General features: G+C 71.4%; 21 protein-coding genes. 17 read left to right on the forward strand and 4 right to left on the reverse strand.

Annotated features, from left to right (window positions below; translation table 11 throughout):
- The first annotated feature begins 37 nt into the window (after positions 1 to 37).
- Complete coding sequence (locus ABR738_RS35655) at positions 38 to 2,524, forward strand: SpoIIE family protein phosphatase (protein ID WP_350234114.1); 2,487 nt, start codon at positions 38 to 40, stop codon at positions 2,522 to 2,524.
- Positions 2,525 to 2,757: 233 nt separating this feature from the next.
- Here the strand turns inward: ABR738_RS35655 and ABR738_RS35660 are convergent, their stop codons facing one another.
- Complete coding sequence (locus ABR738_RS35660) at positions 2,758 to 4,116, reverse strand: cryptochrome/photolyase family protein (RefSeq protein ID WP_350234115.1); 1,359 nt, start codon at positions 4,114 to 4,116, stop codon at positions 2,758 to 2,760.
- A gap of 375 nt (positions 4,117 to 4,491) precedes the next feature.
- Between ABR738_RS35660 and ABR738_RS35665 the strand changes: the two genes are divergently transcribed.
- The 11 genes from ABR738_RS35665 (at position 4,492) to ABR738_RS35715 (ending at position 14,410) form a co-directional block, all read left to right on the forward strand.
- A complete protein-coding gene (locus tag ABR738_RS35665; RefSeq protein ID WP_350234116.1) occupies positions 4,492 to 6,345 on the forward strand; it encodes a transketolase in 1,854 nt (617 codons plus the stop codon).
- Positions 6,346 to 6,520: 175 nt separating this feature from the next.
- The gene (locus ABR738_RS35670; protein ID WP_350234117.1) at positions 6,521 to 8,053 is read left to right on the forward strand and encodes an SDR family oxidoreductase; all 1,533 of its coding nucleotides are present in this window, start codon (positions 6,521 to 6,523) and stop codon (positions 8,051 to 8,053) included.
- A 133-nt stretch (positions 8,054 to 8,186) separates the two neighbouring features.
- The gene (locus tag ABR738_RS35675; protein WP_350234118.1) at positions 8,187 to 8,600 is read left to right on the forward strand and encodes an ATP-binding protein; all 414 of its coding nucleotides are present in this window, start codon (positions 8,187 to 8,189) and stop codon (positions 8,598 to 8,600) included.
- Positions 8,601 to 8,768: 168 nt separating this feature from the next.
- The gene (locus ABR738_RS35680) at positions 8,769 to 9,677 is read left to right on the forward strand and encodes an RNA polymerase sigma factor SigF (RefSeq protein ID WP_350234119.1); all 909 of its coding nucleotides are present in this window, start codon (positions 8,769 to 8,771) and stop codon (positions 9,675 to 9,677) included.
- A 110-nt stretch (positions 9,678 to 9,787) separates the two neighbouring features.
- Entirely contained in the window at positions 9,788 to 10,207 is a 420-nt protein-coding gene (locus tag ABR738_RS35685) for an SsgA family sporulation/cell division regulator (RefSeq protein ID WP_350234120.1), read from the forward strand.
- Positions 10,208 to 10,344: 137 nt separating this feature from the next.
- A complete protein-coding gene (locus ABR738_RS35690; protein WP_350234121.1) occupies positions 10,345 to 10,518 on the forward strand; it encodes a CsbD family protein in 174 nt (57 codons plus the stop codon).
- A gap of 144 nt (positions 10,519 to 10,662) precedes the next feature.
- Positions 10,663 to 11,013: a PRC-barrel domain containing protein gene (locus ABR738_RS35695; protein WP_350234122.1), complete on the forward strand. Its 351-nt coding sequence runs from the start codon at positions 10,663 to 10,665 to the stop codon at positions 11,011 to 11,013.
- A 56-nt stretch (positions 11,014 to 11,069) separates the two neighbouring features.
- Positions 11,070 to 11,540, forward strand: a complete 471-nt coding sequence (locus tag ABR738_RS35700; RefSeq protein ID WP_350234123.1) for a Dps family protein — start codon at positions 11,070 to 11,072, stop codon at positions 11,538 to 11,540.
- A gap of 150 nt (positions 11,541 to 11,690) precedes the next feature.
- Positions 11,691 to 12,920: a PP2C family protein-serine/threonine phosphatase gene (locus ABR738_RS35705; protein WP_350234124.1), complete on the forward strand. Its 1,230-nt coding sequence runs from the start codon at positions 11,691 to 11,693 to the stop codon at positions 12,918 to 12,920.
- Positions 12,921 to 13,017: 97 nt separating this feature from the next.
- Positions 13,018 to 13,662, forward strand: coding sequence for a flavodoxin family protein (locus tag ABR738_RS35710; RefSeq protein ID WP_350234125.1), 645 nt, complete (start codon positions 13,018 to 13,020; stop codon positions 13,660 to 13,662).
- Positions 13,663 to 13,846: 184 nt separating this feature from the next.
- Complete coding sequence (locus ABR738_RS35715; protein ID WP_350234126.1) at positions 13,847 to 14,410, forward strand: DUF4142 domain-containing protein; 564 nt, start codon at positions 13,847 to 13,849, stop codon at positions 14,408 to 14,410.
- A gap of 136 nt (positions 14,411 to 14,546) precedes the next feature.
- Here the strand turns inward: ABR738_RS35715 and ABR738_RS35720 are convergent, their stop codons facing one another.
- Together ABR738_RS35720 and ABR738_RS35725 are read right to left on the reverse strand one after the other, a co-directional pair.
- Positions 14,547 to 16,283, reverse strand: a complete 1,737-nt coding sequence (locus tag ABR738_RS35720; RefSeq protein WP_350234127.1) for an MFS transporter — start codon at positions 16,281 to 16,283, stop codon at positions 14,547 to 14,549.
- A gap of 251 nt (positions 16,284 to 16,534) precedes the next feature.
- Positions 16,535 to 18,523 (reverse strand): GtrA family protein, encoded by a 1,989-nt coding sequence (locus ABR738_RS35725; RefSeq protein WP_350234128.1) that lies wholly within the window; start codon positions 18,521 to 18,523, stop codon positions 16,535 to 16,537.
- Positions 18,524 to 18,627: 104 nt separating this feature from the next.
- Here ABR738_RS35725 and ABR738_RS35730 point away from each other — a divergent pair, with 104 nt between their 5' ends.
- From ABR738_RS35730 to ABR738_RS35740, 3 genes are all read left to right on the forward strand, one after another.
- On the forward strand, positions 18,628 to 19,599 hold the full coding sequence (locus tag ABR738_RS35730) for a glycosyltransferase family 2 protein (protein ID WP_350234130.1): 972 nt from the start codon (positions 18,628 to 18,630) through the stop codon (positions 19,597 to 19,599).
- Between the two features lie 239 nt (positions 19,600 to 19,838).
- Positions 19,839 to 20,309, forward strand: coding sequence for a GNAT family N-acetyltransferase (locus ABR738_RS35735; protein WP_350234131.1), 471 nt, complete (start codon positions 19,839 to 19,841; stop codon positions 20,307 to 20,309).
- Positions 20,310 to 20,329: 20 nt separating this feature from the next.
- On the forward strand, positions 20,330 to 20,950 hold the full coding sequence (locus tag ABR738_RS35740; protein ID WP_350234133.1) for a ribonuclease FAU-1 family protein: 621 nt from the start codon (positions 20,330 to 20,332) through the stop codon (positions 20,948 to 20,950).
- Between the two features lie 48 nt (positions 20,951 to 20,998).
- Here the strand turns inward: ABR738_RS35740 and ABR738_RS35745 are convergent, their stop codons facing one another.
- Positions 20,999 to 23,227, reverse strand: coding sequence for an MMPL family transporter (locus ABR738_RS35745; protein ID WP_350234134.1), 2,229 nt, complete (start codon positions 23,225 to 23,227; stop codon positions 20,999 to 21,001).
- 629 nt (positions 23,228 to 23,856) lie between these two features.
- On the opposite strand from ABR738_RS35745, the gene ABR738_RS35750 reads away from it, so the two are divergent.
- Positions 23,857 to 24,954 carry a sensor histidine kinase gene (locus ABR738_RS35750; protein ID WP_350234135.1) on the forward strand — a complete coding sequence of 366 codons (1,098 nt, stop codon included), beginning with the start codon at positions 23,857 to 23,859 and terminating at the stop codon, positions 24,952 to 24,954.
- Positions 24,954 to 25,646: a response regulator gene (locus tag ABR738_RS35755; RefSeq protein ID WP_350234136.1), complete on the forward strand. Its 693-nt coding sequence runs from the start codon at positions 24,954 to 24,956 to the stop codon at positions 25,644 to 25,646. Before ABR738_RS35750 ends, ABR738_RS35755 begins: the two co-directional genes overlap by 1 nt.
- The last annotated feature ends 66 nt before the right edge of the window (positions 25,647 to 25,712 follow it).

The raw sequence follows: 25,712 nt of genomic DNA on the forward strand, positions 1-25,712 counted from the left end.
CGAAAAGTCCACCTCCTGATCCGTGAGGAGTGAGCTCGTGTCCAAGTCCCACCAGCCCGGGGACGAGCACGGCGACGGCCGGGCCACCCGGCCGGACCCCGCGCCGGCCGGGACGGAGCTCCGCCCCGCCGTCCCCCGGCAGACCGACGACGCGTCGGCGCCGCGCCCGGCGGCCGGCCCCGAAGGCGAAGGCAGCGCCGTGGGGCGGCTCGCGGACACCGTCCAGCGGCTGCGTCACCAGCTGCGGCGCGCCCAGGCGGAGGCGGAGGGGCGCGCGCTCGTCGATCTCGCCAGCGGCATTTTGGTCGAGCGCCTGACGTGCAGTCCGGTCGAGGCGGCGGCCCAGCTGGACAGCCTGGCCGCGCAGGCCGGCGTCTCCACGCTCGAACTGGCGGCGGACCTCGTCAACCAGGCGACCCGCGACAAGATCGCCGACGTGGCGCGTGACTTCCTCGCCGAGGCCACCCAGCCGGCCACCGCCTCCGTGGGCCTGCGTCTGCGCAGCGCCGAGGCCGGCGCCCTCGCCGCGGGGGACGCCCAGTCCGTCGCGCAGTCGATCCTTCAGCACGCCCTGGAACCGCTCGGCGCCGTCGCCGTGGCCATCTGGGCGGCCCACGCCGACCAGTCCCTGACCCTGGCCGGCAGCGCGGGCTTCACCGACGAGGAACCGGCGCGCTGGCGCCATGTGCCGCCCGGCGTCCCCACCCCGGCGCGGCAGGCCCTCGGCAACCGGGCCGCCACGACGTACGAAGCCCTCGCCGATGTGGCCCTGCCCTCCATCGGGCTTCAGGAATTCGGAGGCGGCCGCATAGCGGTACCGGCCGGCACGGGCGGGCGCATCATCGGCGTCCTTGAGATCTGCTGGGCCGGCCGTCTGCCCCGTCAGTCCCAGTCCATCGAACGTCAGATGCAGGTGCTGGCCGAGCTGTGCGCGCTCGCCCTGGAGAGCCACCCCGTCCCCGACTCCGACCTTTCGCCGCGGCAGCCCGCCGACGCCAGGGTGAGCGAACTCCTCGACCTGACCGACGGTCTGCTCGACCCGTGCCTGGTGCTCGAACCGCTCCTCGACGTCGCGGACACCCCCGCCGACTTCCTGATCCGGCACGTCAATCCGAGCTTCGTCGACTTCGCGGGCAGGCCGCGCAACGCGATCGCCGGAGCCCGCCTCCTCGACGCGTATCCGCTCGCCGCCGAGGCAGGCGGTCTCTTCGAGAAGATCGAGCACGTCCTCGCCACCGGGGAGCCCTTCCGCGCCGAGAACATGCGCCTGGCCGCCGTGGTCGACACCGTCGCGCTGACCACGCAGGCCCAGGTCAGCATCAGCCGCCAGGGGACCCATGTCCTCGTGGTGTGGCGCCTGGACGACGGTGCCCCCCGGGTGGCGAACCTGCTCCAGCACGCCCAACGCCTGGGCCGTATCGGAGGGTTCGAGGAGAACCTGCTCTCCGGTGAGATCGCCTGGAACGACTCCCTCTTCGAACTCCACGGGCTGCCGCTCACCTCCGAGCCGATCCCCCTCGAACAGCTCGCCGCCCACGTCCACCCCGACGACGCCCACTCCATCGGCCGGTTCCTGCGAGCGCTGCTGCACCACCAGCGACCCGCGTCCGCCGCCTTCCGGCTCCAGCGCGCCGACAGCGTGGCCCGGCACATCCGCGTGGTCGCCGAACCCGTACTCGACGAGAACACCCGCGTCGTCGCGGTGCGCGGCGCCTACCAGGACGTCTCCGCCCAGCACTGGACCGAGGTCGCCCTCGCGGCCACCCGTGACCAGCTCGCCCAGAGCCAGCAGGAGACCGCCGAACGCAACCGGCTCGCGCTGCGGTTGCAGCAGGCCATCATGCCGCCCAACCACGGCCCTGTGGACCTGCACAACCTGAGCGTGGCCGTGCGCTACCGGCCCGCCGAGAAGGACCACCTCGTCGGCGGCGACTGGTACGACGCCGCGGCGCTTCCCTCGGGCCACGTCCTGCTGTGCGTGGGCGACGTGGCCGGGCACGGCATCGAGGCAGCCACCGGCATGGTCGCCCTGCGCAACGCCCTGCGGGGCCTCGCCACCACAGGCGCGGGACCCGCCCAGCTCCTGGCCTGGCTCAACACCGTCACCCACCACCTCACCGACAACGTGACGGCGACGGCGGTGTGCGGTCTGTACGATCCCGCCTCGCGCGAACTGCGCTGGGCCCGCGCCGGCCATCTGCCGCCCGTCCTGGTACGCGACGGCAAAGCGGGCGCGCTGCCCCAGCTCGGTGGCATCCTCCTCGGCGCCACCGGTCAGGCGCGGTACGAGGAGGGCAGGACCCAGCTGGAGATTGGCGACACCCTCATGATGTACACCGACGGTCTGATCGAGCGCCGCGACCGCTCGGTGCAGGACTCCCTCGACAACCTGCTCCAAGTGGCCCAGGGCGCCCGCCAGTTGGGCCGGGGCAGCCAGCTGGAGCACCAGCTCGACCATCTGCTGAGGTACACCAACGCCGACACCGACGACGACACGTGCCTCATCGGGGTCACGGTGCGCTAGCGGGCGACCGGACAGCGCGGCGCGCGCACCCCCTCGCGCCGGGCAGGGAGCGGCCCCGCGCATTCGGGAGGGGGAGAGAATGGCGGGGCCGCGTGGCCGGGCCAGGCCGGGGGACGCCTGGCCACGAGAAGGCCTACGCCACGCATGCCCCCATCGCGCGGGCCCATGCGTGTGACCTGCGCTACGCCTGCCGGGGCCCTGTGGCCGCGTGCTCCTTCCCCGGGCCTGCGGGGTCAGGCGCCGCGTGCCTGCTCGAAGCGGGCGCGTCCCTCGGCGAGGTCCACGACCGGTTCCGGGTAGTCCAGGGCCGCGCGGTCGGCGGCCTTCATCTTCCAGGGCTCATGGATGAACGCGCGCTCCAGGCCCGCGAGTTCGGGCACCCAGCGCGTCACATAAGTGCCCTGCGGATCGAAGCGCTTGCTCTGGATCACCGGGTTGAGGACCCGGTTGGGCCGGGTGTCGGTGCCGGTTCCCGCCACCCACTGCCAGTTGAGCTGGTTGTTGGCGATGTCGCCGTCCACCAGGAGCTCGAGGAAGTGGCGGGCGCCGACCCGCCAGTCGACGTACAGGGTCTTGGTGAGGAAGCTCGCCACCAGCATCCGGCCCCGGTTGTGCATCCACCCCTCGTGGGCGAGCTGGCGCATCGCCGCGTCCACCAGCGGATAGCCGGTGCGTCCCTGGCGCCAGGCGGTGATCTCCCGCTCGTCGGCGCGCCAGCGGTCGCCGCGCGCCCGGTAGTCCTGATGCGCGGCGCGCGGGCGGGCCGCGAGTACCTGGTAGTGGAAGTCCCGCCACGCGAGCTGGCGCACGAACGCCTCCGCGCCCGAAGACCCTTCGCGCCGCGCCAGGTGCACGAGCTCGGCCGGCGACAGCGCGCCGAAGTGCAGGAAGGGGGACAGCCGCGAGGTGGCGTCGCCCGCCAGGTCGTCATGGTCGTCCTCGTACGTGGCGACGTCGTTCGCGAGCCACTGCCGCACCCGCCGCCTGCCCGCGCGCTCGCCGCCCTCCATCACGCCCGGCGACACCCCGTCCGTCCCGGCGCGCCGAGGCAGATCGCCGGCCGCGATCGGGGGCACCGAGATCTGGCGCGGCGCCGCCACCACGTCGCGTACGCCCTGCTGGGACCAGCGCCGGAAGTACGGCGTGAACACGGTGTAGTGATCACCACCCGACGGGGTGACGGCGCCCGGCGCGAGCACGGTCACCACCGCGTCGTGCACCGACAGGGCGCAGCCGATCGTGTCGAGTGCCGCGCGCAGTCGTTCCTCGCGCCGGGTGGCGTACCGGCTCACGCCGCCCGCCAGATGGACCCGTTCGGCCCCCGACGACCGTACGACCGCGCAGACCTCCGTCACGAGGTCGCCCTCGCGCACCACCAGATGGCCGCCGCGCTCGCGCAGGCCGGCGTCCAGGTCGGCCAGACAGTCGGCCAGGAACGCCCGGCGGTTGGGCGCGTCGAACCCGGCAGCCCGCACCCCGTCGTCCCGCACGAACAGCGGGACCACCTGATCGGCTCCGCGCACGGCGGCGGACAGCACCGGGTTGTCGTGCAACCGCAGATCGGACGTGAACAGGGCGACGGACACGGTCACGGAGTCGGCTCCTCGGGGGTCGGGCGTGGGGGCGGGGCGGGCCGGCGCGGCGGGTCGCGGGCGGCGCGCGGGCCCGGGCCCGACGGCCGCGACCCGCCGACCCGATCCTCCTGGACACCGGCCGCCGTACGCGTGAGGGCGCGCGGGCGCGGCGGGGGATCGGCCGCGCTCCGGCGGCGCGCTCCGGTTGACGGCACTATGTGACTGTTTGGGCTCGCCGCACGGGGATACCCGGCCCGGCACAGGGCCTTCGGCGCGCGTGGCCGCGAAAGGCGCGCCTGAGGGCCGGGTGAGCCGGCCGTCCCCGTTCCCCGGCCTCCCCATCGCAACCCGCCGACCGGTCCGCCCGCCGGGCCGCCGAACGCAAGGAGTGACATGCAACGCGAAGCCGCGCTGGAACTCGCCGACCTGGGGCAGCAGCTGAGGGTGGACGCCGTGCGCGCGGCCGCCGCGGCGAACTCCGGCCACCCCACGTCGTCCATGTCCGCAGCCGACCTGGCGGCGGTCCTGCTCGCCCAGCATCTGCGCTACGACTTCGACAACCCCGGCCACCCGGGCAACGACCGGTTCATCCTCTCCAAGGGCCACGCCTCCCCGCTCCTGTACGCCATGTACCGCGCGGCGGGCGTGATCGACGACGAGCAGCTGCTGTCGTTCCGCAGCCAGGGCAGCCTCTTTGAGGGCCACCCCACGCCCCGGCTGCCCTGGGTGGACGTGGCGACCGGCTCCCTCGGGCAGGGGCTCCCTGTCGGTGTCGGCATGGCCCTCGCGGGCCGGCGGCTCGAACACGCCCCCTACCGGGTGTGGGTGCTGTCCGGTGACAGCGAGATGGCCGAGGGTTCCGTCTGGGAGGCCGCCGAGCACGCGGCGTACGAGAACCTGGACAACCTGACGCTGATCATCGATGTGAACCGGCTCGGCCAGCGCGGCCCCACCCGGCACGGCTGGGACCTCGACGCCTACGCCCGCCGCCTCAAGGCCTTCGGCTGGCACACCATCGAGATCGACGGTCACGACATCGACGCGGTGGACACGGCGTTCGCCGAGGCCGCATCCACGACCTCGCAGCCCACCGCCGTCATCGCGCACACCATGAAGGGACGCGGGGTGGCCGAGGTCGAGGACCGCGAAGGCCACCACGGAAAACCGCTGCCGGACGCGGACGCGGCGATCGAGGAGCTCGGCGGTCCCCGGTTCGTCCGCGTAGAGGTCTCCTCGCCGCCTTCCGCGCCCGAGCGGCACGATCCGAACACCGGCCCTCTCGACCTGCCGCGCTTCGACGTCGGCGACTCCATGGCCACCCGTGACGCGTTCGGCAAGGCGCTGGCGGCGCTCGGCTCGTCGCGCGAGGACGTGGTGGCCCTCGACGGCGAAGTGGGCGACTCCACGCGTACGGAGTTCTTCGGCAAGGCCCACCCCGAGCGGTACTTCGAGTGCTACATCGCCGAACAGCAGCTCGTCGCGGCCGCCGTGGGCCTGTCCACTCGTGGATATGTCCCTTTCGCGTCGTCGTTCGCCGCCTTCCTCACCCGCGCCCACGACTTCATCCGCATGGCCGCCGTCAGCCAGGCGGGGATCAACCTCGTCGGCTCGCACGCCGGGGTCTCCATCGGCCAGGACGGCCCGTCCCAGATGGGTCTGGAGGACCTGGCGATGTTCCGCTCGGTGCACGGCAGCACGGTCCTCTACCCGTGCGACGCCAACCAGACCGTCCAGCTGGTCGCCGCGATGGCCGACCTGCCCGGCGTGCGCTATCTGCGTACAAGCCGGGGCGACGCGCCGGTCATCTACGGCCCCGACGAGCGGTTCGCCCCGGGCGGCTCGAAGGTGCTGCGCTCCGGAGACCAGGACCGGGTGACCGTCGTCGCGGCGGGCGTGACGGTCCAGCAGGCGCTGCGCGCGGGCGAACTCCTCGACCGGGAGGGCATCGCCGTACGGATCATCGACCTGTACTCGGTCAAGCCCGTCGACACGGCGACCCTCCAGGAGGCGGCCGAGGCGACGGGCTGCCTGGTCACGGTGGAGGACCACCGGACCGAGGGCGGCATCGGGGACGCGGTCGCCGAGGCGTTCGCCGACGGCCGTCCGGTGCCGCGCCTGGTGCGGCTCGGAGTGGGCACCATGCCGGCCTCCGCGAGCCCCGAGGAACAGCTGCGGCTCGCGGGCATCGACGCCGAGTCGATCGCGGCGGCGGTACGGCTCCTGGTGGAACGCGTCGTCGTGCCCTGACCCGGCGCCCGGGGCTCCCCGGAGCGGCACGGTGGCACGCCGCACGACACGACGCGATGTCCGCGGATGTCCCGACCCGGAATGCCACCGTGTACCCCGTCGACAACGCGCCCCGGCACCCGGCGGACGAGCCGGGCCCCCGCCGGGGCGCGCGAGCACAGAGAGCGGGTGCCCGGTGGCTTCAGGAGACGAGACGGCGCACGGCACGGCGCGGCCCCTCAGATGTCTGGTGACCGGCGCCACCGGATACATCGGCGGCAGACTGGTGCCCGAGCTCCTGAAGGCCGGACACCAGGTGCGCTGCCTGGCGCGGTCCCCCCGGAAACTGCGCGACCAGCCCTGGGCCGACCAGGTCGAAGTGGCGCGGGGCGATGTCACCGACCCCGCCTCCGTGGCCGGCGCGCTCGGCGGCATCGACGTCGCGTACTACCTGGTGCACGCGCTCGGCTCCGGCGCGGGCTTCGAGAAGACCGACCGCGAGGCGGCCCACACCTTCGCCGACGGCGCGGCCGCCGCCGGGGTCCGCCGGATCGTCTACCTCGGCGGGCTCACCCCCTCCGGCGTACCGGTGGGTGACCTCTCGCCGCACCTGCGTTCCCGCGCCGAAGTGGGCCGGATCTTCCTGGCCGGCGACGTACCGGCCACCGTGCTGCGCGCCGCCGTCGTCATCGGCTCGGGCTCCGCCTCGTTCGAGATGCTGCGCTACCTCACCGAACGCCTGCCGGTCATGGTGACCCCCAGCTGGGTCGGCACGCGGATCCAGCCCATCGCCATCCGGGACGTGCTGCGCTACTTGGTCGCGAGCGCCGGCATGCCGGGGGACGTCAACCGAACCTTCGACATCGCCGGCCCCGACATCATGACCTACCGCGCCATGATGGAGCGGTACGCCAAGATCGCGGGTCTGCCCCACCGGCTCATCGTGCCCGTACCCATGCTCAGCCCCCGGCTGTCCAGCCACTGGATCGGCCTGGTCACCCCCGTCCCCCGCGCCATCGCCCGCCCCCTCGCGGAGTCCCTGCGCCACGAGGTGGTCTGCGGCGAACACGACATCACGCGGTACGTGCCCGACGAGCCGGGCGCCCCGCTCGGCTTCGACCAGGCTCTGGAGCTGGCCCTGCGGCGCGTACGCGAGGCCGAGGTCGCCACCCGCTGGTCCAACGCCTCCTTGCCCGGCGTCCCCAGCGACCCGCTGCCCACCGACCCCGACTGGGCGGGCGGCAGCCTCTACACCGACGTCCGGCAGCGCACCGTGAACGCGCCGAGCGACACCCTGTGGCGCGTGGTGGAAGGCATCGGCGGCGAGCACGGCTGGTACTCCTTCCCGCTCGCCTGGGCGGTGCGGGGCTGGCTCGACCGGCTGATGGGCGGCGTCGGCCTCGGGCGCGGCCGCCGCGACGCGCACCGGCTGCGGGTGGGGGACTCGCTGGACTTCTGGCGCGTCGAGGAGGTCGTCCCCGGGCGCCTCCTGCGCCTGCGCGCGGAGATGCGGCTGCCGGGACTCGCGTGGCTCGAGATGCGTACGGAACCGGACGGGCACGGGCGCAGCCGCTACCGGCAGAAGGCGGTCTTCCACCCGCGCGGGCTGCTCGGCCACGCCTACTGGTGGAGCGTGTCCCCCTTCCACGCCGTCGTATTCGGCGGCATGGCCCGCAATGTGGCCAAGGCCGCCGAGGCCGACCCCGGCGCCGCCGGCGGGACCGGGTGACCCACAGCCGGGCGGGACCGGGTGATCCACAACCGGTCGAAACCGGACGTCACGGGGACCGTTCGGCCAGGGAGATTGCGGGCAGAAGCATCAGCACACACTTTTACGAGCCCATCATTTGGGGGTTTCGACCATGGCTCGCCCGCCTGCCAACACTGGCCCTCCACCCGGCCCCGTAGCACCCGACACGGGGCCGGCCACGGCCGCCCAGGCGCGTGACACCGCTCGCGCCTTCCTCGCCACGCTGGTGCCGAGGCCGTCGAAGGAAACCATCGAGAACGTCGTGCTCGTCGTCTCCGAGCTCGTCACCAACGCCCTGCGCCACGCGGGCGGCGCCACCGCGCTGCGCCTGGCAGCCGACCGCAGTAGCCTGCGCGTCAGCGTGCGCGACCCCAGCCCCGTCCCGCCGCAGGAGCGGGTCCCTGACCTGCGGGGATACGAGGGCGGCTTCGGCTGGCTCCTGGTGCGCTATCTGGCCCGGAGCGTCGCCGTAGCGCCGACCGCCGACGGCGGCAAGAACGTCTGCGTCGCTCTGCCCCGCGTGTGATGTCCTTAAGAGCAAAAGCGGACGAAAAGCGTATGAAAGGTACCCTGCCAGCACCGGTCACGCCCGGCTCGTTTCACCCAGTTGGATGTGGACGTGCATGATCCGGTTCGGCGGGGGCAGGCGCTTGCTTCGACGGACAAAGTTTTGGCGACTAGGGAGGTTGTCCTCATGGCAGCGGCGCAGGCGACGGAACGCGAGCTGACCGACCGGCCGACGGTTACGACCACGGAACCCGGTGTCGGCGAGCTGCCCTGGATCGAGGACGCGGGCAAGGTGGCGCCGAAGGACGCGCGCGAACTGTCCAAGGTCTTCTTCGAACGGCTCCAGGTGCTCGAAGAGGGCACGGCGGATTACCAGTACGCCCGCAACACCCTTATCGAGATGAACCTGTCGCTGGTGCGCTTCGCCGCCGGCCGCTTCCGCAACCGGGGCAGCGGCGAGATGGAGGACGTCATCCAGGTCGGCACCATCGGCCTGATCAAGGCGATCGACCGGTTCGAGCTGTCGCGCGAGGTCGAGTTCACCTCCTTCGCCGTGCCCTACATCGTGGGCGAGATCAAGCGGTTCTTCCGCGACACGACCTGGGCGGTGCACGTGCCGCGGCGCCTCCAGGAACTGCGCGTGGACATCGCCAAGGCCAAGGAGAAGCTGTCCGTCGACCTCGACCGCGACCCGACGGTGCGCGAACTCGCCGCCCACCTGGACCTGGACGAGGAAGAAGTCGTCGAAGGCCTCGTCGCGGCGAACGGATACACGGCGGGCTCGCTCGACATGTCCGCCGACTCCGAGGACGCCGGAAGCGCCGCCGGAGCCCGCAGCCGCACGCTCGTGGACTTCCTCGGTGAGGACGACCCGGGCATGGAGAAGGTGGAGAACCTTCAGTCGCTCGCGCCCCTGATGGGCGACCTGAGTGAGCGGGAGCGCCGGATCGTGAGCATGCGCTTCGGCCTGGAGATGACGCAGTCCGAGATCGGAGCGGAACTCGGCGTCTCGCAGATGCAGGTCTCGCGGCTGCTGTCGCGCATCTTGACCAAGCTGCGCGCCGGAATGACCGAGGACAACACCGCGCGCGTCTGACCGGCGGCAGGGCTGCCTGCGGCGGGACCCCGATGCGGGCCGGGGCCCCGCCGCCTTCATCACTCGCCGCGAACCAACGCCTGCCCGAGCCCGGATGCTGGAGGCGATCCTTGAGTTCCCTGCGCGAGACCGTGTTCATGAACCTGGAGGCCGATGGGGCCGGGCGCGTCCCGGTGGTCACACGGCTGACCTACCGGGCGGACGACCCCTTCGCGGTCGGCCTCCGCTTCGAGTTGCAGCAAGACATCGCCGTCGTGTGGACGATCGAACGCGACCTGCTGGCCCAGGGCCTGCGTCGCGCGGTCGGCGACGGGGACGTACGGGTGGCGCCGCAAGCCGTCGAAGGCCGCCGCGAGACGCGTATCGAACTTGCCGGATGCGGCCTGGACGGAGCGTGGGGACGCGCGGTGTTCTCCGCGTGGGAGCCGGCTCTGCGCCACTTCCTGGACAAGACCTACGAGGTCGTGCCGGCCGGGCAGGAACAGATCGACATGGACGCCTTCCTCACCGAGGTCCTGACCGCGGGCTGAGCGCCGCGCGGACCCCGCGAGCCGGCCCGTCCAAAGCCCCCTCACCGGGGGCGGCCCCGTTTGAAATCCTCCACAGCGGCCAGGCGTACTGACGTCCACAGCGATTGATACGGGCGACAGAGGCTGGAGGCGAAGAGATGTCCGCCGACAAGAAGGCCGAGGCGAAGGCCGAGCAGGCCAAGGGCCGGGCCAAGGAAGCGATCGGCCGCCTGACCGGGAACGAACGGCTCACCGCCGAAGGACGCATCGACCAGGTCAAGGGCGAGACCCGCGAGGCGAAGGAGAAGGCCAACGAGGCCTTCCACCGCTGATTGGGCCTTCGACGCCCGGGAGCTCTCGCTCCCGAAGCGCCCCGGACCGGAGCGTGACAGGTCCGGACCGACGCGAACACCGCGGCTGGAGCCCGCCGCGGCCACGAACGGCGCGACCACGAACGGAAAGAGGACATCCCTGTGATGAACAGCGATCTGTGGGGTTACAAGGACACCAGCGGCCACCTCGCCGGCGTCGACCTGCGCGGCTGGAAGGTCGAGGCGGCCGACGGGAGCATCGGGAAGGTCGACAACCACTCCGACGAGGTCGGCTCCGCGCACCTCGTGGTGGACACCGGCCCGTGGATCTTCGGCAAGCGCGTCCTGCTGCCGGCCGGCACCGTCACCCGGCTCGACCAGGACGACAAGAAGATCCACGTCGCCCTCACCCGGGACCAGGTCAAGGACTCGCCGGAGTTCGAACCTGCCACCCACCTCGACGATCCCTCCTACCGCGACCTGGTCGGCCGCTACTACGGAGCCTCGGGCCGCTGACCCTGTCATTGACGGCCCAGGCGCATGGCACCAAGAAATCAGTGAAGGAGCAAGCAGTGTCTGTCGTGAAGAGCTCGTTGTCCGATGCGCAGCTGAAGGTGGTCGGCTCGGCCCTTCAGGGCGCGCTGGTCGATCTGGTCGACCTGTCGCTCGCGGCCAAGCAGGTGCACTGGAACGTGGTCGGCCCGCGTTTCCGCTCCGTACACCTCCAGCTGGACGACGTGGTCACCACGGCGCGCCAGTACTCGGACACGGTGGCCGAGCGGGCCTCGGCCCTCGGCCTGAACCCGGACGGGCGCGCGTCCACGGTCGCCGAGAGCAGTGTGCTCGACGTGGTGCCGGAGGGCTGGATCAAGGACACCGAGGCGGTGGAGGTCCTGGTCGTGGCGCTCGGCCGGGTGGTCGAGCGGATGCGTGAGCGCATCGCGGCCACCGACGAGCCGGACCCGGTGACGCAGGACCTGCTCATCGGGCTGACCGCCGAGCTGGAGAAGCACGCCTGGATGTTCCAGGCCGAGAACATCTGAACCCACGCGACCACGTGAGGCGGGGCGGCCCTGGAGGCCGCCCCGCCTCACGTGCGTCGCCCCCCCGAGAGCCGCAGGCCACGGGCGCTCCACGGCAGGCGGGGCGCCGGACGGGGTGTGAGACTGCCTCACGAGAGGAGGCGGTCGGCCATGAGCGTGGATGACACCTGGGATTCCGGTTGCGGGGAGCGGCTGCTGGAGGAGCTGCTGGCCCAGGCGCACAGCGCGACTCCGATGGACCTCCCGATCCTGGTCAACCGCTGCGCGGAGGCGTTCGGCCTGGGGGACGTCGCCATCTATCTGACCGACCTCCAGCAGCGGTGCCTGGTCGGGCTCACCGACGGTCTCGAGACCCTGGACATCGACACATCCGTCGCCGGCTGGTGCTATCGCAACGTCTCGCAGCGCATCGAGGACGTGCGGACCGGCCTGCTGCGCGTGTGGCTGCCCGTCGTGGACGGAGCCGAACGCCTGGGGGTGCTCGGCGTGCGCACCCGATCGGTGGACGCCGTACGGCTGCGACGCTGCCGGATGCTGACCGGAATCGTCGCCATGGCCATCACGTCAAAACGCGCCTACAGCGACAGCTTCGCCCGCCGGGCACGGACCGAGCGCATGCAACTGCCCGCCGAAATGCTGCGCGCCTTCCTCCCGCCGCGCACCATCGGCAACGCCCACGTCGTCTCCACCGCCGTCCTGGAACCGGCGTACGAGATCGGCGGCGACGCCTTCGACCATTCACTCACCCAGTCCACCCTGCACGCGACGATTCTCGACGCCATGGGCCACGACCTCGCCTCGGGCCTGACGACCTCCGTCGCCCTGGCCGGCTGCCGCAACGCACGCCGGGCGGGCGCGGGCCTGCCCGACCTCGTCGAGACCATCGACCAGGCGCTCGCCCAGTGGCTGCCCGATCAGTACTGCACCGGCATCCTCACCCAGCTCGACCTCGCGTCGGGAGTGTTCAGCTGGTGCAACTGCGGGCACCCGCCGCCGGTCCTGATCCGCGACGGCCGCGTCGTGGAGGGCGCGCTGGAACGCACCGCGCAGCCGCCCATGGGCCTGCCGGCCAGGTTCAGCGACGATCCGAGAGCCATCCACGAACTCGCGCTGTGGCCCGGCGACCGCGTGCTGCTCTACACCGACGGTGTCACCGAGGCCCGCACCCCCGGCGGCGGTGAATTCGGCATGGACCGCTTCACGGACTCCATCATCCTGGCCACCGCCGCAGGCGAGCTGCCCGCCGAGTCGCTGCGCCGCCTCATCCACTCCATCCTCGACGCCGAGGACAGCGACCTGCGGGACGACGCCACCCTCCTCCTCATCGAATGGTGGCCGCCCATGGCCAAGCCCGGCCAGCGTCCGGCGGGCGTCGGCTGAGTTTGGGCGTGACCTGCCCGTTCGGGTCGTGGGGCCGAGCGCGGATTCGGTACTTTCGGCCCGATAGGACGCCGGGTGGTGGGGCAGGAGTTCAGTCATGGATACGCAGCAGACCCACGCCGATGCCTCCGCCGACGTCCCGCTGAGCGCCGTCGCGCTCGTGTGCACCCTCTCCCCGTCCCCCGCCGAATCGAGCTCCCAGCTCCTGGCCGAGCAGACCATGAAGTCGCTCGCCGAGCACGGGGTGACCGGGAAGGTCATCCGGGTCGTGGACCACGACGTGAAGCCGGGGGTGAAGACCGACATGGGTGACGGGGACGCCTGGCCCGAGATCCGCGACAGCGTCCTCGGCGCGGACATCCTGCTGATCTCCACACCGATCTGGCTCGGCCACCCCTCAAGCGTGGCGCAGAAGGTGATGGAACGGCTGAACGCGGAGATGTCCGAGACCGACGACGAGGGCCGGCCGCTCGTCTTTGGGAAGGTCGCGGCGCTCTGCGTGGTGGGCAACGAGGACGGCGCGCACAAGGTGAGCGCGGACGTCTTCCAGGGACTCAACGACATCGGTTTCTCCCTTGCGCCCCAGGCGGTCACCTACTGGGTGGGCGAGGCCATGCAGGGGAGCGACTACCGCGATCTCGACAGCACCCCCAGGGCCACGGCCGCCGCCACCGCGACGCTCGCGGCGAACGCCAGCCACCTCGCCCGGCGCCTCAAGGCGGCCCCGTACCCCGCCACTTGACCGCGCCTGCGCCGCCGGCCACACCCATGGGCCCGCCATGTTTGTCACGGAGAGTGATGTGAACAGGCGGGCCCGGTGGCGCGGACCTAGGATGATTCGCGTTGAGCCAAGTCCGACGGACACGCTCCGTGCCGTCCGGACGACGAAGCGACCCTCATCCGGTCCACGGACACGTGGAGGTTCCATGCGTCTCACCCACACCTGTGCCACAGCGGCCGCCGTCGCGGCCCTCGCCCTCACCGGCGCGGCGCCCGCCTTCGCCGCCGCCAGCCCCACTCCCAGCGCCGCCGCCGGCTCCGACGCGGCGTTCCTCAAGGCCATCCACCAGGCCAACCTGGCGGAGATCGCCGCGGGCAAGGACGCCCACGCCCACGCCTACGGCAGTTGTGTGAAACAGGTCGGCGACGTCCTGGTGCGTGATCACACCTCTCTGGACGCCAAGGGCGCGACCCTCGCCAAGAGCAAGAACATCACGCTGCCCAAGGATCCCAGCGCCGATCAGCAGAAGAGCCTGTCCGCGCTGAAGCCGAAGAACGGCACGAAAGCGTACGACACGGCCTGGCTCCAGGTCCAGAGCACCGGTCATCAGCAGGCACTCAAGCTGATCGACGAGGAGCTGAAGTCGGGCAAGGACGCGCAGATCAAGGCGGCCGCCAAGGACGCGCGGCCGATCGTGGCCGGCCACCTGAAGATGGTCGAGGGCGGCGTCTGCCACTACACGACCCCAAGCGCCTCGCCCTCGCGGTGACTTAGCCACCGGGCCCGCGAGGACGAGCGCGAACGCGCCGGGCACCCCGTCGCCAAGCGCGGGGGTGCCCAAAACGGCCGTCAACTCCCCTGGAATCCCAGGGGAGTTGACGGCCGACGTGCGTCGGTTCGCGCCGCTACTGGACGGGTACGGGCAGCGCGAGATCCACGGTCACCGCGCCCTCGCCCCCGTGGTGCGTGGCCGCGGAGGCCAGCGGCGCGTGGCCCGCGGCGGTCGCGGCCAGGACGTAGGCCCCGCCCTGGGGGACCTGGACCGCGTACCGGCCGCTCTCGTCGGTGTGGGCGGAGCCCGCCTGGCGGCCGTGGCGGTCGATCAACGTGACCTTGGCGTGGGCCACCGGCGCGCCGGACGCGCCCACGATCCGGCCGTGGAAGGCGGCCAGTGCTTCGGTGACGCGCTGGAGGACCGCGTCCTCCTCGCTGCTGGCGCGCAGTTGCGGCTTGGCGGCCGGACGGCCCCTGGGCAGGAAGAGGGCGAGCGCGAGACCACCGGCGACCGCGCCCGTGGCGATCAGGAACGAGACGCGGAAGCCGTGCATGGTGGGAAGGGCGACGGGGCCGAAGTTCTTCGAGGTGTTGGCGAGCACCATGCCGATGACGGCGCTGGAGACGGACGTGCCGATCGACCGCATCAGGGTGTTGAGACCGTTGGCCGCGCCCGTCTCGGACGGGTCGACGGCGCCGATGATCAGCGCCGGGAGCGAGGAGTAGGCGAGGCCGATGCCCGCGCCGACGATCACTGAGATGACGATGGTCTGCCAGGCCGCGTCCATCAGGCCGAGCCCCGCCCCATATCCGATCGCGATGATCAGCATGCCGAGGATGAGGGTGGTCTTCGGACCGTACTTGGCCGAGAGCCGGGCATAGACGGGGGCGGTGAGCATCATGGTCAGGCCGAGCGGCGCCACGCACAGACCCGCGACGACCATCGACTGGCCGAGGCCGTACCCGGTGGCGGCGGGCAGCTGCAACAGCTGGGGCAGGACGAGCGAGATGGCGTAGAAGGCCACGCCGACCATGGTGGAGGCGAGGTTGGTGAGCAGCACCTCGCGCCGGGCGCTGGTCCGCAGGTTCACCAGCGGCGCCTTGACGCGCAGCTCCATCAGACCCCACAGGACCAGGACGACGAGCGAGGCGCCGAGCAGGCCGAGCGTGGTTGCCGATCCCCAGCCCCAGTCGCTGCCCTTGGTGATGGGGAGCAGCAGCAGAACCAGACCCGCGGAGAGGCCGAGCGCCCCCAGCACGTCGAAGGTGCCCTCCGCCTTGACCTTGCTCTCGGGTACGAACACGAGGGTGAGCGCCATGGCCACCACGCCAAGGCCCGCCGAGCCGAAGAACAGCGCGTGCCAGTCGGTGTGCTGGGCGACCAGGGCGGCGAGCGGCAGCGCGAGCCCGCCGCCCACGCCTATGGACGAGCTCATCAGGGCCATCGCCGAGCCGAGCTTCTCCCGGGGCAGCTCGTCCCGCATCAGGCCGATGCCGAGCGGGATCGCGCCCATGGCGAAGCCCTGGAGGGCGCGTCCGGCGATCATCACGAGGAGCTGGCTGGTGAATCCGGCGATCAGCGAGCCGAGCACCATGATGGCGAGGCTGGCGAGGAGCATGCGGCGCTTGCCGTACAGGTCGCCGAGCCGGCCCATGATCGGGGTCGCCACGGCGCCGGCGAGCAGGGTCGACGTCATGACCCAGGTGGCGTTGGACGGGGAGGTGCTGAGCAGCGTCGGCAGGTCCTTGATGACCGGCACGAGCAGGGTCTGCATCACGGCGACCGTGATGCCGGCGAAGGCGAGTACGGGGACGACACCGCGGGTGCCGCGCGACGCGGCCTGCTGGTGAGGTGTCGGCTGGGACATTGCGGGGCCTCCGGAGGCGGGAGTTGGTCGTCGGCGGCACCCGCGTGGGGCACGTGCGGCTAAACCTGTTTCCCCAGGCGACTATTCCAGGGGTGTCCGTTAAGTGCCGTACGTGCGTGAAGCTTGACCTGGATGGGAAACGCTTGACCTTTTCATTGCCCTCGCCCTCGCCCTCGCCTCAGCCGTCGCCCTTGCTCCTGTTTCTGTCCTGAGGGGCTGGCCGTTCCTGTTCTGAGCGGCCGGCGCCTCGCTCAGCTCGCGACGGTGACGTCCTCGTGCGGCCCCGTGTCGGTCGCCCCGGTGGGCGCGGCCGGCCTCTCCTTCCTGGCAGACGGACCCGCCTCCGGCGCGAGGCGGCCGGACCCGGCCCGGCGCCGCGCCAGAAAGCCGACGAGGACCGTCACGAGCCCGATGGTCCCGGCCAGCGCGGGCCAGTACACATAGCGGAAGTTGGACTGCGGCGCCGTCGGCAGGTAGGCGAGGATGTAAAGGGCCGAACTGGCCCCGAGCAGGCGCAGTTCCCTGGCGTAGGGACCCGTCCACCGGCGCCGCGCCGTGAACACAAGGGAGACCGCCAGCCAGAACCAGCCCTGGAAGAGCATCGGCACGTCGTGCGCGAAACCGGTCACATAGCTCTGCACGGTGAACTTCAGCGACTCGTTGACCGGCGCGCCCCGCAAGGCGTCGAGCTTGGTCACCGAACCGTCGTAGAACGCCAGATTGCCCTGGAAGAGCAGCTTGGCGAAGACCCGGCTGCGGTAGGCGACGTAGCCCCTCCAGTGCCGGGGCATCTCCCGCGTCCACATCCGCACCAGCACGTCGGCGTCGCGGCTCAGTTCCGTGACGCCGAGCGAGCGATTCCTCGGATAGCAGTTGAAGTACACGTCGGCCGGGATCTTCCGCCGCTCGCAGGCGACGGTCGCGGTGACGAGCCGGTCGCGGAAGTCACTGCTCGCGCCCGCCCGCCCGGCCGCCGCGCGGATCTGCGCCGGGCTGAGAACGTGCGTGAGATCGTCCAGCGGGATCTGCGCGTACTGCCGTGTCGCCACCGGTTCGGTGGCCTGCGACACGCCGGCGCCGGCGACGGCGGTGGTCAGGACGAGCAGGCCCGTCGCGGCGAGCCAGCGGCGCCGGCCGGGGGAGGGCCACACCGCGAGGACCAGCAGGACGAAGACGGGGACCACGGCGGGCAGACCGTTCTTGCGGACCAGGACGGCATAGGCGAGCAACAGCACGCCGAGCACCAGCAGCGCCCAGCGGGACCCGGCCCGGCCCGGCGGCAGCTCCCGCGCGCTCAGCGCCACCGCGAGGGCCGCGAGCAGCGCGTACGCCATGTGTACGTCCTTCCACACCACCCCCGTGAAGGTCAGGACGTGCGGCGTGAGCCCCACGGCGAGCATCACAAGGGACAGCCCGCGACTGCCGGTCTTCTTCCACGCCAGCCGGGCCAGAACCCACAACGAGGCCCACAGCACGGCACTTTGCAGCGCCGCCATGGCGGAGATGGCGCCGGTGGTGTGGATGAGGATCCGCCACAGCAGAGCCAGGACCGGGGGGTGCCAGTCCGTCATCGGCCGCTGTCCCAGGGCCTGGCGCAGCTGATCGGTGCTGTCCTCGCTCAAGTACCCGGGGTGGAACACGGTGTTCACCGCCAGGGAGCAGAGCGCGGCGACGGCTCCCAGGCACCACGGCCAGAGCGCACCGCTCCGCCAGGCGCGGCCCAGGGCCGTGGTCCACGTGCTGAGGGATGAGGACACGGGGGCAAAGTCCTTTCCGGCGGGGACGAAGACGAGATTGCGGTAGGTGGCGAACCGCAGCAGCGTCGCACCCGCCCAGCCCATGAGCCGGGCCGCGTTGTCGCTCAACGGCGTGTCCATGCCCAGGAGTTGATGGGACACGAACACGGGGACGGCGGTCACCGCCATGCCCGCCAGATTCACGGCGACGAACCAGCCGATCTCGCGCCGGTCCACGGCGCTGCGCCGGTCCCGGTAGGTCCAATAACGGTTTCCGAACCAACTCACCACCATCGCAAGGAAGGTGGCCACCGCGGAAGCGAGAACCGGCGCCGAACTCAGGATTCCGTTGCTCCTGGAAGGCGCACCGAGAATGAGCAGATTGAAAGTCGCGGTCTCCACGAAGAACGCGACAGCACCGACGACGCCAAAGGCGGCGACCTCCCGCCAGATCTTCCGCACCCACGCGGACAGGGCTCGGCTCAGGGCCGGTGATTGCACCATGACCAGAACGTAAAGGTAAGGAAGCTCAATGAACAAGCTGGGGTACCATCTGGTCACTCAGCGCCCAGAGCCACTGGAATTTGTCACATAATGAGGGTCCTCTGATGAATCCGGCGATTGTGTGTGTCATTCCCTGTTACAACGAGGAAGCGGCGATCGGAAAGGTCGTCAACGACCTTCGCGCCGCTCTTCCCGAGGCGGTCATCTACGTATATGACAATGCCTCGACGGACGACACCGTCGCCGAGGCCCTGAAGGCGGGCGCCCTCGTACGGCACGAGCCGCGCAAGGGCAAGGGCAACGTCATCCGCCGCGCCTTCGCCGACATCGAGGCCGACGCGCTGCTCATCATCGACGGGGACGACACCTACGACGCCTCGCGCGCCCGCGAGATGGTCGACCTCCTCTTCGAAGGCCCCTACGACCAGGTCGTCGGCGCCCGCCGGGAGATCGTCGAGACCGCCTACCGAGCCGGCCACGCGGTCGGCAACCGGGTGCTCACCGGCACCGTGCGCTCGCTGTTCGGCAACGACGTCAGCGACATGCTCAGTGGCTACCGCGTCTTCTCGCGCCGCTACGTCAAGTCCTTCCCCGCGCTGTCCAGGGAGTTCGAGACCGAGACCGAGATGACGGTGCACGCCCTGAGTCTGCGCCTGCCCACCGCCGAAATGGAGGTCGACTTCAAGGACCGCCCGGCCGGAAGCGTCAGCAAACTGCGCACCTACCGCGACGGCTGGCGCATCCTGAAGCTCATCCTCGGCCTGGCCCGCCGCCAGCGCCCCTCGCAATTCCACGCCGTCATCGCCGCAATGCTCACGCTGGTCTCGCTGGTCCTGGGTCTCCCGCTGGTCGCCGAATTCGTCCGGACCGGCACCGTGCCGCGCCTGCCGACCGCCGTTCTCGCGGCCGCGATCATGATCATCGCGGTGCTCGTCCTGATGGTCGGATACATCCTGGAATCCTTCATGCATATGCGCCAGGAACAGGCCCGTCTCGCCCATTTGAGATATCCCGCCCCGGTCCGTGGCGCCGACTTCGTGCCGGAATTCCTGCGGGACACGGCCGGCGGATCCTGAATGTCACAGCCCGTCTTTCTCGTACGGGTCGTCGCGAGCCTGCCGTGAGCGGGAATGGCGGGGGGAATGGCGGGCGGGAATGACGGGCGGGAATGACGGGATCGGACGGAGCGGGATTAGCCAGGATGGTCCGCGCCGAAATGGGTGAACACGAGCGGCCAAAAGGAACGAGACGGGCCGGCATTACGCCCCCGACGGCCACGGCGGGACCGGATGACGGGCCAGGTTAATCTGGCGCCATGACCGAACAGCCTTTCGTGCCCCACGACTTCGACCCTCCCCAGGAGCTCGCCGCCGAGGGGTTCCGTCTGGAGCCGCTGGGGCCGCAGCACAATGAATCCGACCACGTCGCCTGGATGTCCAGCATCAAGCACATCCGGGCCACCCCCGGCTTCCAGGGCGACTGGCCGCCGCCGGCCGGTATGGACCTCGCCGCCAACCTGAGTGACCTCAAGGGCCACGCCAAGGACTTCGAGGAGCGGACCGGCTTCACCTACACCGTTCTGGACGACACGGACCAAGTGATCGGCTGTGTCTACATCTACCCGTCCCGCACGCACCCGGGCGTGACCGATGTCCGCTCCTGGGTGTCCGCCGAGCACGCCGCTCTGGACGGCCCGCTCCACAGCGCCGTACGGTCCTGGCTGGCGGCGCGCTGGCCGTTCGCCGAGGTCCACTACCGCGACCCCGGCGAGAGCACGAAGCGGTAGGGCTTTTAGGGTGGTCGCGCATGGAACCACTTTTTCGCAGCGGTGACGTCATCGTCAGGCGGGAAATCCTCGACGGACGTGAGTGGATGGTCTATCCCCTGCGCGTCGTCGCGGACGACGGCGTGCTGCTGGCCGCCCATCTGGCGCGGGGCACACCGCTCACCTTCGGCGGCGGCACGTTCAAGTGGGGCCCGCACCCCTGGGTGCACTTCGCGCACACCTGGCAGTCGGACGGGGTGCTCCAGTTGCAGCGGGCCAACGACGGGTACGCGGTGTGGGCCCGTTTCAAGGACGACGAACTCCAGGACTGGTACGTCAACTTCCAGCAACCCCTGCGCCGCACGGCGCGAGGCTTCGACACGCTCGACCAGGAACTCGACCTCGTGATCACCGCCGACGGCTCGTCCTACGCGTGGAAGGACGTCGACCACTTCGAGGAGCGGGTGCGCGCCGGAGGCTTCGGGCCGGGCGAGGCGGAGGCGGTGCGTGAGGCCGCCGCCGAGGTCGTCCGGCTGATCGAGCACGGCGAGCCGTGGTGGGAGCGGTGGCGCGACTGGCGCCCGACGCCCGGCCTCCTCGAGGCGCCCGGCCCGGTCGCCCTGTCCACGCCACGCCAGGCAGCGCCGACCGCTGAGTCCTGATTACTCAACTGCGCCGTGCAGCAGGGCAGTTCAGCACCTGAGGGTACGTCAGGGAACGTAAACGCGGCCCTCGTCGTCCCGCGCCTCACTCCGCCCCTCACTCCCGCGTACCCGGTCGCGGCGGGGTGTGCGCGCCGTGCGGGTCGGCCACCAGATGGCGCGTCCGATCAGTGCGGTGAGCGCGGGCACCAGCACTATGGACAGGACGAACGCGGCGAGGAGGATACCGAGACCGGTCGCGAAACCGATCTGCTGCGTGGACGGCGAAGGGGTGACCGCGAGGCTGCCGAACGAGGCCGCGAGCACGATGCCGGCCGTCGCGACGGCCGGCGCTGTGTGCCGCACCGCGCGCGCGACGGCGGCCCTGGCCGGCCCCGGGCGCTCCATCTCCTCGCGCATGCGGTCGCTGATGAGGATGTTGTAGTCGGTGCCGAGGGCGACGACGAACAGGAACAGCACCAGCGGCAGGACGAAGTTGACGCCCGGCTTGTCGAGCAGATGCTGGAAGAAGAGGGCGGAGGCGCCGAGCGTGGCGGCGAAGCCGAGCCCCACCGAGATCATCAGGACGACCGGGGCGAGGAGGCTGCGCAGCAGGATCAGCAGGATCAGGGCGATGAGCGCCGCCGCCACGGGGAAAACCGTCCGCAGATCGCGGTCGACGGCGGTGGAGATGTCGGCGAAGATCGCGGCGGTTCCCCCGACGTGTGCCCGCGTTCCCGCAGGCGTATGGCCCGCGACAGCGGCACGCACGGGACCTGACACCAGATCACGGGCGGCCGCGCTCTGGGTGTCGGCCGTGAGGTAGACGTCGATGCGGGCCGCCGTGCGGTCGCCGTTGAGGACGGTGGCGCCGACCTTCCCCACCCCGTCGACCTTCGTGAGCGCCGCCGGCAGGGCGTCGAGCGAGTGCGCGCTCAGGGTGCGGCCCGGTTCGGCCGTCACGTACACGGTGGTCGGATCGGACACCCCGGCCGGCAGGCTGCGCCCGATCTCGGCGGCCGTGGCCGCGGCGGGCGTGCCACGGTCACCTGCCGACTGCGAGAAGTCCATGCGGATCCCGGCGAGTCCGACCGCCAGCGCGCCGAGCAGCGCCACCGACGCCACGACCATGGCCAGCGGTCTGCGGGCGACCAGGTCCCCGAGGCGGGCGGCGGCCCCGGGGCGCGGCTCACGCGTGAGGGAGCGGGAGGGCCAGAACATTTTACGTCCGGTCACCGCGAGCAGCGCGGGCATCAACGTCAGGCTCGCGAACAGCATGACGAGCACCGACACGGCGATCGCGGGACCCAGGACGCGGAACTGCCCGAACGTGGCGATGCCCAGGGTGGCGAACGCCGCCACGATGGTGAGGGCCGCCGAGGTGATCGCGGTGCCGACCCGGGCGCTGACATCCGCCGCCACCACCCGCGCCGAGACGTCGGGACGGGAGCGCAACTGCTCACGGAAGCGGAACAGCAGGAAGAGGAAGTAGTCGATGCCGACGCCCAGCAGCACCACGCCGATCATGCTCGGAGTGGAGGCATCGAGCTGGACCCCGGTGAGCATCGCGGCCCCCGCGACCGCGCCGGTCGCCGCACCGCTGATGAGCGCGACCGCGACCAGCGGCACGAACGCGGCGAGCACACTGCGGAACACCAGAACGTTGATCACCACGATCAGGAGCATCATCACCGCACCGACCACCTTGGACGTGGTCTCCTGCGCCTCCTCGGTGTCGGCCAGATCGGCCAGGCCCCCGGTGAACCCGGTACGCATCCGGTCCTCGGCGAACTCGCCCCTGGCCGTGTCGCGGAAGGCCCGGTACAGGTCGTGCATCCCGGGGTCCATGGAATTGCCGGTCAGCTGGACCCGCAGGAGTTCGAAGCCGCGGTCGGGCGCCACCATGACCGGAGCGACCTTGGGCGTCTGTGAGTGATCCTCGGCGAGGAACGACGGCTGATCGTCCTTGGCCGGCGGCATCGTCACGCGCCGAGCGCTCAGTTTCTTCGCCGTGGCCGCGACGCGCTGCTCGTCCGCCTGGCTGAGGGGTGCGCCGTCCTTCCTGGCGACGAGCACGGTCACCGCGTTGGCATCGGGCTTCGCCCCGAACTTCTCCTCGGCCACCTTCAGGGCGGCCGCCGAGTCGTAGCGCGCCGGCAGGAAGTCGCCGCTCTGTGTCTGGGTGACGCGGAAGATCAGCGTCTGGGCGACGACGAGCAGGGAGAAACCCACCACCGCCCACAGGGCGACGACCTTCCACGGGTTACGGGTGGAGAACCGGGTCAGGGCGCGGATCACGGGGTCCTCCAACGGTGGAGAAAGTGCGGTGTATTCGGCATGCGCCCAGCTCACCAGCGAGAACGGCGACAATCGTCCGAGCGTGGAAGGAGAACGCGACTGGGAGTGCGGGCCGGGACGGGGCCCGCCTGGGACCCTGCTCCCAGTGGGAGAACCCGACCGCCCGGCGTCGGGCGGCACCGGCGGCCGGTGCGAAACTGGACCCCGAGACAGCCGCGTGGTGCACCGCCCGCGGTGAAGGAGGGGGACTCATGGTGACGACGCGCCCTGTGCGGGGCACCACTGGGACCGGGTCCGGCGCCACCGGGGCTGGGTCCGGCATCACTGGGACCGGGTCTGACACTGCCGGGGCTGGGTCCGGCACCGCTGGGGCTGGGTCCGGCACCGCTGGGGCTGGGTCCGGCACCACCGGGGCTGGGTCCGGCACCGCTGGGGCTGGGTCCGGCACCGCTGGGGCCAGGTCTGACACCGCCGGGGCTGGGTCCGGCATCACTGGGGCCGGACCCAGCCCCGCCAGGACTGGACCCCGTACCGCCGGGGCCGGATCCCGTACCGCCGGGGTCGGATTCCGTACCTTCGGGATCCGGTCTGCCGACGACGCGTTGCCGTGGTCGCGCAACGACGGTCTCGTGACGATCGGGGTCGCGGCCCTCGACCTCATCGGGTTCAGTCTCACCACCCAGTCCGAGCTGGGACACGTCCCGGTCGGCGGATGCCTGCTCATCGTGGCGACCGCGCTGCCCCTGCTCGTACGGCGCCGTGCGCCGCTGCCGGTGCTCGCCGTGATCGTCGCCCTCGGCCTGGTCCTCAACGTGACCGTGTCGATCACCCAGCACTTCACGGGCGCGGTCGTGGTCGCCCTCTACACCGTCGTACGGACCTGTCGGCGGACCCAGGTCGTGGCATCGCTCCTGGGCGTGCTGCTGCTCCTGTCCGACCCGTCGTCCTGGCCGCGCCCCTCGCTCATGGACAGCCTCAGCAACATCGCCGCCGCGGTGATCGTGGTGGTCGCGGCCGTGGAGGTGGGGCGTTGGCAGCGGGACGCCGAGGCCAGGCGCCGGGGGCTCGCCGACCGGGCGGTGGCTGCCGAACGACGGCGTATCGCACGGGAGTTGCACGACATCGTGGCTCACCACATCACCACCATGCAGCTGATGGCGGGCGGCGCCCGCGCCAACCTGGCCCGCGACACCGACGTGGCGAAGGAAGCCCTGCTGACCCTCGAAGCCTCCGGACGCACCGCCCTGCACGAGATGCGACAGCTCCTCGACGTACTGCGGGCCGGTGACGACGTCGAGGACGAGCCCACCCAGCCGCAGCCCGGGGTCGGTGACCTGGAGCGGATCGTCGCGGAGTCCTGCCGCGCCGGACTCCCCACCGCCCTCGCCGTGCGCGGCGAGGAGCGGCCGCTGCCGCCGAGCGTCGGCCTCACGGTGTTCCGGATCGTGCAGGAGTCCCTGACCAACGCCCGCAGACACGCCGGTACGGCGCGCGCGGAGGTGCGGCTCACCTACGAACCGCGCGCGGTGTCGGTGGAGATATCGGACGACGGAACCGGCGCCGGGATCTCACGTACCTCGGGCGATACGGGCTCCGGCTACGGCCTGATGGGGATGCGGGAGCGTGCGGTGCTGCACGGCGGCACGCTGGAGGCCGGGCCCCTGGACGGGGCGGGATTCAGGGTGGCGGCCACTCTTCCGCTGGCCGTGGGACAAGGGGCGCTTTGATGAACGGGACGGACACCGGGCGGCCGGTCACGGTCCTGATCGTGGACGATCAGCCGCTCGTACGGCGCGGGCTCGCCCTGATCCTCGCTCCCGAACCGGACATCGAGGTGGTGGGGGAGGCCGGCGACGGCGAAGAGGCCGTGGCCCTCGCACGCCGGCTGCGCCCCGACGTGGTCGTGATGGACATCCGCATGCCCGTCCTGGACGGCGTCGCCGCCACCGCCAGGCTCACTCAGGAAGTGCCCGACTGCCGGGTGCTGGCGCTCAGCACCTTCGACATGGACGAGTACGTGGTGGCGGCGCTGCGCGCGGGCGCCTGCGGGTTCCTGCCGAAGGATGTGTCGCCGGAAGACCTCGTGGCCGGGGTGCGGGTGGTGCACGGGGGCGAGGCGGCTGTCGCGCCCCGCCTGATGACCCGCCTGATCTCCACCTTCGTCAGGGCCCCGCAGCACCCCGCCGTGCCCAGCATGCCCCGCGATGACCTCACGCCCCGGGAGACGGAGGTGTGGCGGCTGATCGCGACCGGCCGCGACAACGCGGAGATCGCCGAGGTCATGGGAGTGAGCGGGTCGACGGTGAAGAACCACATCACGAGCCTCTTCGGCAAACTCAAGGTACGAGACCGGGCCCAAGCGGTGATCGCGGCGTACGAGACCGGAGCGGTCGAGGTCGGCCTCGGCCGCGGCGCGTGAGCCTCGCGCGACCCGGCCGCCGGTCCGCAGCGGGGCGCGCACGGATGAGCTCCACGTACCGGCGAG

The organism is Streptomyces sp. Edi4 (assembly GCF_040253615.1).
GTDB lineage: Bacteria > Actinomycetota > Actinomycetes > Streptomycetales > Streptomycetaceae > Streptomyces.